Below are 1,076 nucleotides of genomic sequence, written 5' to 3' on the forward strand. Positions count from 1 at the left end.
GTCTTCGGTGACGGTGATCTGGCGGGGCGGGTGGCCGGCCTGGAAGTTGGCCCAGATCAGCCGATAGGCGCGCTCGAGATTGCCGACGAAGCGCGGCGTGTCGAACAGCGGGCAGCGGGTCCGGTTGGCCGCCAGCCTGGCCCGCAGTGCGGCCAGCGCCGCCGGGTCGCCGGCCAGTTCGACCGCGCGGCGCTCGTACGCCGCCAGGTCGGGCATGATCAGCTCGGGCAGCCCGGCGGCCTGCAGCAGGCTGGCCGAAACCCGCGCGGCGAAGCTCGCCCCCGGGCAGGTCAGCACCGGCACCCCGGCCCACAGCGCGTCGCTCGCGGTGGTGTGCGCGGTGTAGTAGCGGGTATCGAGGAACAGGTCGGCCAGCCCGAACCGCGCCAGATGCGCCGGCTTGGCCAGCTTGGTCGCGAACACCAGTCGCGCCGGGTCGAGGCCGCGCGCCGCCGCCGCGCGCTTCAGATGGGTCTCGACCGGCGGATGAAGCCGCATCAGCCACAAGACGCTGCCCGGGACCCGCGCCAGGATCCGCATCCAGACGTCGAAGATCGTCGGCTCGAGCTTGTAGCTGTTGTTGAAGCAGCAGAACACGAAGCCGTCCTCCGGCAGACCGAAGGCGGCCCGGCCGGCGGTCCGCGCGGCGATCGGCTGGGTGTGGTCGTTGATCTGGTAGCAGTGCGGCAGATAGACGAACTGCTCGCTGTAGAACGGCGCCGAGGCCGGCGGGGTGACGATGGGATCGGTCAGGACATAGTCGAGGAAGTCCGCGCCGCTGGTCCCGGGGAAGCCGAGATAGGTGACCTGGACCGGCGCCGGGCGCAGCGCCAGGATGCCGAGCCGGTGGTTCTCGGTGTAGCCCTTGAGGTCGACCAGGATGTCGATCGCGTCGGCATGGATCCGCCGGGCGCCGTCGGCCAACGAGGCGGCGGCGAGGTCGACGAAGTGGTCGCACTCGGCGGCGATCCGCCGACGGTAGCTCGAGCCGTCGTCCTTGCCGTAGGAGTAGACGAACACCTCGAACCCGTCCCGGTCGTGCAGCCCGAACAGACCCTGAATCAGATGCGCCGTGG

Annotated in this window: 1 protein-coding gene; it reads right to left on the reverse strand. The window is 70.7% G+C overall.

Annotated features, from left to right (window positions below; translation table 11 throughout):
* The coding region (locus tag DT069_RS24465) for an O-linked N-acetylglucosamine transferase family protein (protein WP_119462960.1) at positions 1-1,076 on the reverse strand (1,076 nt) is incomplete at both ends.

Source organism: Virgifigura deserti (assembly GCA_003576685.1).
Lineage (GTDB): Bacteria > Pseudomonadota > Alphaproteobacteria > Dongiales > Dongiaceae > Virgifigura > Virgifigura deserti.